The following is a 6,812-nucleotide window of genomic DNA, read 5'->3' as shown; positions in this document are numbered from 1 at the left end:
GGTCCTGGGCCCCACCCCCCGGGGGGATAACCCCCCCGGAAAATACGCCCGGCTAATTCGGCGGGGGGTTTACGCCCGCGGTTCGGCGGGTCAGTTCTTGCCGGCGTTCAGCTTGGTGATGATCGAACGGAAGTCCTCGGTCGTGAACGACTGGTGTTCGGCCGAAAGCGCGTAGTCCAGGCTGGCGAGGACCGCGCGTTCCAGATGGATGTTGAGCACCCGCTTGGTGCTCTCCACCGCCTGCTGGGGCAGCTCCAAAATCTTTTTGGCGCAAGCGATCGCCTCGGCGACGGGGTCGGCGACCACGTGGTTGGCCAAGCCGAGTTCGACGGCACGTTGGGCACGGATCCGCGTGCCGGTTAGCGCGTACTCCTTCGCCAGCAGCAGGCTGATGTGCAGCGGCCAGGTCAGCGGCCCACCGTCGGCGGCGACCAGCCCCACCTGCACGTGGGGGTCGGCGAGATAGGCGTCTTCGGCGATGTAGACGATGTCGCTCAACGCGACCAGGCTGCAGCCCAGCCCGACGGCCGGCCCATTTACCGCCGCCACCACCGGAATTCGGCACCGCGCCATGCCCAGCACGATCTCGCGCCCGTCTCGAATGGTCTTGGCACGCAGGTCCGCGTCGTTCGCCAGATCCTGGAGATACCCGAAATCACCGCCGGCCGAAAATGCCCGCCCGGCGCCGGTGATCACGGCCGCGCGGGCCGTGGGGTCATCGGTCAAGCGCTGCCACAGCCGCGCCAGCCCGACGTGCAGATTGTCGTTGACCGAATTGAGCGACTCGGGGCGGTTCAGGGTGATGATCCGCAGCGCACCGTCGGTGCGGACATCGATTTCGGTTGGCATGTCGTACATGTCAGACTCCCAGTCCCAATATTCGCGAGGCGATGATGTTCTTCTGTATCTGCGATGTCCCGCCCATCACGCTCTGCGCGCGGCTATACAGGTAGGCGCTGAGCAGGTCCGGGTCGCGGGTCCCCGCGACTGCCAGTGCGGCGTGCCCGACGGACTGCTCGACCCAGGTCATCAGCAGCTTGTCGAGCGATCCTTCTGGCCCGTGCGACACGCCGTCCAGCTGTTCGGAGAGCCGCCGCCGGACGTGATGTGTCAGCATTTCCGACTGGACGGCCGCCCATGCGAGCTCCTCCGGGACCGGACCTTCGCGATAATCCCAGCGCTCGAACAGGTTTCGCACAAGCTTGCCATAGCGGGCCGCGTAGCCGAGGGTGGACGGTTCGCGCTCGTGTCCGACGACGGTCATGGCGACGGCCCAGCCTTCGCCGGGTGCGCCGACCATCCGGTCCGCGGGCACCTTGGCGCCGTCGAAGAACACCTGGCCGAATTCGTTGGTGACCCCATTCATCATGCGCAGCGGGCGCTGTTGCACGCCGGGCTGTTTCATTTCGACGATGAACGCCGACAATCCGCGGTGGCGTTTGGCCTGGGGGTCCGTGCGGGCCAGCAACAAGCACCAGTCGGCGACGTCGGAGTAGCTCGTCCAAATCTTGTGCCCGTGCACCACATACGTGTCGCCCTCGCGGGTGGCGGTGGTGGTCAGCGATGCCAGATCCGAGCCGGCACCGGGCTCGCTGAAGCCCTGGCACCATCGCTCGGTGCCGTTGATGATGCCGGGCACAAAGCGTTTGCGCAGTTCTTCGCTGGCGTGGCGGCCGATGCCGTAGACCAGGTAGCCGACGCTCGGTCGTGGCGGGGCGCCGGCGCGAACCAGCTCTTCGTCCACGATGACGTCGTACACGGGCGGCAATTCCTGGCCTCCGTAGTCGCGGGGCCAGGACAGGCCGAAAAAGCCGTTGTCGTACAAGGCGCGATGCCAGTCGGCCATGCGCTGCCAGTATTCGTCACCGGAGCCGGAATATTCCTTGGCGTGCACCGCAAGCCACGAGCGCAGCCGCTCCCGGAAGACGGCCTCCTCGGGTGAATCACGAAAGTCCAAAGTCGATCTCCTTCAGCGTTATCGGCCACAGTTCGGTCGACGTCAGTGCGCGGCGTAGGTATACATGGATCAGGCAGTCCCAGGTATTGCCGATGCCGCCGTGCACCTGCACGGCGCTCTCACAGACGGTGCGGGTGGCGCGCGCGCAGTAGACCTTGGCGATTTGGGCGGCCCGAATGGCCTCGACGGGCGTCAGCTCGTCGATCCCCCACGCGGCATGGCGCAGCACGCTGACCGAACCCTCGATCAGCGCAAGGCTTTCCGCCAACATGTGCGCTACCGCCTGATAGGAGCCGATCGTCTTGCCGTACTGTTCGCGGATTTTCGCGTAGTCGCATGTGACGCCGTGCGCGCCGCGGGCGGTGCCGACCAGGTCGGCAGCGGTGGTGACCAGCGCCAAGGCCAGCCATCGCGCCGCAACCTCGGGGTCAACCTCGCCGAGGGGCTGCGGCGAGCCCACCGTCTCCGCTTCGGCACGGGTCAGGTCGGCACCGACTCGACCCGGGCCCAGGTCGCTCGCCAAAACCGTGGTGCCGGAAAGCGATAAAGCCCGTTGGGCGCCCCGGGAGTCGATTGCCAGACCGCCCTCCGCGAAGGTCGCTGCGCGGGCGTCGGCATCGATGTGGCGTGCCAGATCGTCGGCCAACACCGGGCCCAGAAACGGCGCGTCGATCAGTCGGCGCCCGAATTCCTCGGCGACGATGGCCACTTCGACGCCGGAGGCCCCGTCAGAACGCAGCGCCCGCCAGCCCGTCGTCTCAATCTGCCTGTCCAACCGCGTGATTCGGCTCGCATCGTCGAGGTCCTGCACGGCCCCCAGACCGAGATCGTCGGCCAGCTTGGCGGCGGCGTCGCGGAGTTGCTGCTGTTCAGACGTCAGACGTACATCCATAGCTCTCCTTGAGCACTCGACGCAGCACCTTGCCCGAGGGCAGGCGCGGAATATCGTCCACGAAAACCACTCGGCTCAGTCGTTTGTAGGACGCCAGCCTCTGGTCCACCCTGGCGGACAGCTCTGCGGCGAGCCGCTCCCTCTCCGCGGGATCCCGTGTGGCGACGGCGGCGACGATCGCTTCGCCGTTGATGGCGTCGGGAACGCCGAACACCGCGCAGTCCTTGACGGCCGGATGTCCGTGCAGCACCGTCTCGATTTCGGCCGGCGCGACCTGAAAGCCGCGCACCTTGATCATCTCCTTGAGACGATCGGTGATCCGCAGCCACCCGTCGGAGTCGAGCCAGCCGACGTCACCGGTGCGGTACCAGCCGTCGCGGATCGCCTCGGCGGTCGCCCCGGACGGCAGGTAGCCGGCCATGAGCGACAACGACCGAGCCTGGATCTCGCCCACCTCCCCCGGGCAGACCCGCTCGCCAGAGTCGAGCGAGACCACCCGCAGATCCACCCCGGGCACCGGGCGCCCTACGGAGTCCAGCCTGGCCCCCTCCACGGGATTGCAAGCGATGACGGGCAATTCCGTTGTGCCGTAAGCAGGCACCCATCCGACGCCGGTTCGCCGGGTCACGGTTTCGGCGACGCTGGGGCTGACCGGTGTCGCTCCCCACATGATGAACCGCAGCGAGGACAGGTCGTAGGACTCAAGCTCGGGGTGTGAGGCGATGGCCAGCGCGATGGGCGCGACCGCCATTTCGACTGTGATGCGGTCGCTTTCGATGTAGTGCAAGGCTCGGTCGATGTCGAACCGCGGATGCAGGCGCACCCGGGCGCCGGTCCGCAGCGCGGTGAGGATGTTTAGCAGGCCAAGGATGTGTGACGGTGGCGTCGCGATCTGGATGCGGTCGCGCCGGGTCAGGTGCAACGCATCGCGCCAGTGCCCCACGGCCTCGTCGAGCGCCGCGTGGGTGTGCCGGACGGCCTTCGGCAGGCCGGTGGTGCCGGAACTGAATACCAGCACCGCGTCGGCCCCGACCGGCGGCCGGACGGAGACCACCGGCTCGCCGGGGCGAATCGGTTCATCCAGGTGCAGCATCGGCATCAGGCCGGCCAGCACGGGATGGTCACCGACGGCGTGCGCCGGGTCTGTCAACGCAAGTGCGTGGTCGACCTCGTCGCGCTTCCACGCCGGGCTGATGAGTACCGCCGTGGCGCCCAGCCGCCAGATCGCCAGCACCGCGGCCACGAACTCCGGCCGGTTGGACGCCATGACCGCGACCCGATGACCAGCGCTGACGCCCCTCGTGATCAGGGCGCCCGCCAGCCCGTCGGCCAACGCGTCGAGCTGAGGCCCGCTGAATGGCCGCTCCTCGAACACGAGCGCGGGCGGCTCGGTCACGTCCGTCCCTCCCAGCAGTCCCGATGTCTTGAGAAGATCCTATCGCCTAGCGAGAATAGTATTCTCTATACTGAAGAACGCAAGTACGGAGGGGAGCGGTCATGGTGACGCTCACCCGGACCATCGAGGAGACCCGACGGGTGACAGATCCCGCATCAAACGGTGGCCAGGCCGGCACGGTGACGATCCACCTCGATCGCAAGAAGGTATCGGTGCCGCTGGTCCCCGGTGAGACCTTATTGGAGAGCGCGCGACGGGCCGGCCTGGATCCGCCGTTCAATTGCGAGGCCGGCAACTGCGGTACGTGCATGGCCCGGCTCGAGGAAGGCCACGCCACCATGCGCGTCAACGACGCTCTCGAGGACGACGAGGTGGCCGAGGGCTACATTCTGACGTGCCAGGGCGTACCCGACACGGCTTCGATCACGGTGCGCTACGAGTAGTCGTCACAGAGAGGTGGCCGCGATGGCCAAGGGCATCATCCTCGTGGAGAGCCGGCCCAGTTCGCCCGAGCGCGAGCAGGAGTACAACACCTGGTACGACGACGTCCATTTGGGCGAGCTGGTGGCCCTCGAAGGATTCGTCTCGGCCCGGCGGATGCGTCCGGTCAACGGCGAGGGCCCGTATGTGGCCATCTATGAAATCGAGGGCGACGATCTGCAGGCCATCCTGGACAACATGATTGCCAGCGCGGGCGCGCTGCACATGTCGGACGCGCTGCAGTTGGATCCGCCGCCGATCCCCCGGCTGCTCGAGGTGACCGCCGAGTGCAGCGGCTAGCCAAGTTCGGCCAGCGCGGGAGCCAGCTGTTCGAGTTGGCTTATGCCCGAGTCAAACTCGATGCCGATGGGCCCCAGAAGCGTCACGTGATCCGCCCCGGCGGCCAGCTGCTCTCGCACGGCCTGCTGTGCAGCTGCCTGCGATCTGTCGGCGTCGACGGACATCCCGACAACCAAGAGCTTGTCCGGCCCGAGCACCTGCCGCGCCTGGGCGGTGAACTCCGGAGGCCGCGTGGCCGGCAGCGCCCCATCGGCGCTATCACCTGCCAGCGCAAGCATTTTCGGGCCGTTGGCGGCAATGATGCGCGGATACGGTGCGTCGGGCGCGGGCGGCCAGGTGGGGCTATCCATCCGGTGTAGGTAGTTGCGCATGGTGGCCAGCGGGCTCCCGAATTCCTGGCCGGTGCTGGCCGCCTGCTCGGGGTAGCCGACCCCGAGCCCGAGCACGAACCGGCCCGGATAGGCCTCTGCCAGTTGGGAAGCCGCCGCGTGCATGGTCTGCGGCGCCCGGGCCCAGATGTTGGCGATGCAGGTGCCGAACACCATCCGGTCGGTCGCGGCCAACAGCGTGGCGACTTGGACCAAGGCGTCCTTGCCGATGACCTCGTTGGTCCAGATGGCGCCGTAGCCGGCGCGTTCCAACCGGCCCACGGCCTGTCGTTGCAACTCGGCGTGCGGGGCGCCGGTGAAGGAGACCGGCAGGCACGCGCCAACCGGTCCCAGCGTCCGGCGCGCCGCGTCGACCACGGCGTCAGCCACGGCGCCGCTCACTCGCCGAAGTAGTGGCCGGCGCCGAGGTCTTCGATCAGCCCGGGCCGTTCGGGATGCCAATCGAGCACTTTCTGGGTGAGCGCGCTCGACGTCGGGTTGTCCAGAGATGCGAACATGGCGAGAAAGCCGAAATGGCCGGCCTCTTCGGCGGGAATGCCGACCGCCGGCACACCCAGGTGGCGGCCGATGACCGCGGCGATGTCACGGAATGGCACGCCCTCGTCGGCCACCCCATGCAAACGCGTTCCCGCGGGCGCCTTTTCGAGCGCCAGCCGGTAGAGGTGCGCCGCGTCGAGCGTGTGGAGCGCCGGCCAGCGATTCGAACCGTCGCCGATGTAGGCGGACCGCCCGGTATCGCGGGCCGTGTTGATGAGTTGGTGGGCGAAGCCATGGTGATCCAGGTCGCTGTGCACCAACGGCGCGAGCCGGACAACCGACGACCGCACCCCCCGGTCGGCCAGCGCGATCACCGCGTTCTCCGAGTCGACCCGCGGCCCGCCGGGCGCCGTGTCGTTTTCGGTTGCCACGCCGCCTTGCCCGAACAACGCGAGCAGCAGCGTTCCCGAGGTGCTGACGAAAGGCCGGTCTGAGCCGGCGAGCGCTTCGCCCATCGCCTCGACGGCGCGCAGATCGGTCTCGGCGGCGCCCACGAAATCGTCGAAGTCGTGGCGGAACGCGAGGTGGATGACGCCGTCGGCCGCGGCGGCGGCGCTCCGCAGGCCGTCGAGGTCCTCGAGGTCGCCGCGGTGTGGCGTCACGCCCTTCGCCTCGAGGGCCGCGATGCCCTGGTCGGAGCGTGCCAATCCCGTGACCCGGTGCCCGGCGGCGACGAGTTCGTCGACGACGGCGGAACCGATGTGGCCGGTGGCGCCGGTTACAAAGACGTGCATGGCTGAAATCTCCCTTCGTGTCGCTGCCATCCAGTCAATGACCGACTCGGGCCCGGCGTCCAAGTCCTATTCCGGATAGCGCGATGCGATTTAGGCATCACCGCAGTTCAGTTGCGCCGGTAGGTGC

Annotated in this window: 8 protein-coding genes; 2 read left to right on the top strand and 6 right to left on the bottom strand. The window is 67.8% G+C overall.

All coding sequences use genetic code 11. The features are described from left to right. Positions 1–90: 90 nt before the first annotated feature. The 4 genes from A5764_RS01800 to A5764_RS01785 are packed head-to-tail and all read right to left on the bottom strand — an operon-like array spanning position 91 to position 4,245. Positions 91–858 carry an enoyl-CoA hydratase/isomerase family protein gene (locus A5764_RS01800; RefSeq protein ID WP_067107544.1) on the bottom strand — a complete coding sequence of 256 codons (768 nt, stop codon included), beginning with the start codon at positions 856–858 and terminating at the stop codon, positions 91–93. A gap of 1 nt (position 859) precedes the next feature. Continuing rightward, on the bottom strand, positions 860–1,957 hold the full coding sequence (locus tag A5764_RS01795) for an acyl-CoA dehydrogenase family protein (RefSeq protein ID WP_067107541.1): 1,098 nt from the start codon (positions 1,955–1,957) through the stop codon (positions 860–862). Next, on the bottom strand, positions 1,944–2,849 hold the full coding sequence (locus A5764_RS01790) for an acyl-CoA dehydrogenase family protein (protein ID WP_067107641.1): 906 nt from the start codon (positions 2,847–2,849) through the stop codon (positions 1,944–1,946). Before A5764_RS01790 ends, A5764_RS01795 begins: the two co-directional genes overlap by 14 nt. After that, positions 2,827–4,245 carry a class I adenylate-forming enzyme family protein gene (locus A5764_RS01785; protein WP_067107538.1) on the bottom strand — a complete coding sequence of 473 codons (1,419 nt, stop codon included), beginning with the start codon at positions 4,243–4,245 and terminating at the stop codon, positions 2,827–2,829. Before A5764_RS01785 ends, A5764_RS01790 begins: the two co-directional genes overlap by 23 nt. A gap of 104 nt (positions 4,246–4,349) precedes the next feature. Here A5764_RS01785 and A5764_RS01780 point away from each other — a divergent pair, with 104 nt between their 5' ends. Beyond that, positions 4,350–4,688 carry a 2Fe-2S iron-sulfur cluster-binding protein gene (locus tag A5764_RS01780; protein ID WP_067107638.1) on the top strand — a complete coding sequence of 113 codons (339 nt, stop codon included), beginning with the start codon at positions 4,350–4,352 and terminating at the stop codon, positions 4,686–4,688. Between the two features lie 22 nt (positions 4,689–4,710). Continuing rightward, entirely contained in the window at positions 4,711–5,025 is a 315-nt protein-coding gene (locus tag A5764_RS01775; RefSeq protein ID WP_067107634.1) for a DUF4286 family protein, read from the top strand. Here A5764_RS01775 and A5764_RS01770 read toward each other — a convergent pair. Together A5764_RS01770 and A5764_RS01765 are read right to left on the bottom strand one after the other, a co-directional pair. Then, a complete protein-coding gene (locus A5764_RS01770) occupies positions 5,022–5,771 on the bottom strand; it encodes an LLM class flavin-dependent oxidoreductase (RefSeq protein ID WP_082951405.1) in 750 nt (249 codons plus the stop codon). The two genes, A5764_RS01775 and A5764_RS01770, sit on opposite strands and share 4 nt — an antisense overlap. Before the next feature lie 20 nt (positions 5,772–5,791). After that, positions 5,792–6,685 carry an SDR family oxidoreductase gene (locus A5764_RS01765; RefSeq protein ID WP_067107535.1) on the bottom strand — a complete coding sequence of 298 codons (894 nt, stop codon included), beginning with the start codon at positions 6,683–6,685 and terminating at the stop codon, positions 5,792–5,794. Between the last annotated feature and the right edge of the window lie 127 nt (positions 6,686–6,812).

The organism is Mycobacterium sp. 852002-51057_SCH5723018, from assembly GCF_001667035.1.
Classification (GTDB): Bacteria; Actinomycetota; Actinomycetes; order Mycobacteriales; family Mycobacteriaceae; genus Mycobacterium.
The sequence above is the reverse complement of the archived record's forward strand: the minus strand, read 5'-3'. Positions and strand labels throughout refer to the sequence as shown.

Bases quoted from the DNA above. Each gene is read 5' to 3' on its own strand.
- A5764_RS01800 (WP_067107544.1), bottom strand. From the start codon at position 858: ATGTACGACATGCCAACCGAAATCGATGTCCGCACCGACGGTGCGCTG.
- A5764_RS01790 (WP_067107641.1), bottom strand. From the start codon at position 2,849: ATGGATGTACGTCTGACGTCTGAACAGCAGCAACTCCGCGACGCCGCC.
- A5764_RS01775 (WP_067107634.1), top strand. From the start codon at position 4,711: ATGGCCAAGGGCATCATCCTCGTGGAGAGCCGGCCCAGTTCGCCCGAG.
- A5764_RS01765 (WP_067107535.1), bottom strand. From the start codon at position 6,685: ATGCACGTCTTTGTAACCGGCGCCACCGGCCACATCGGTTCCGCCGTC.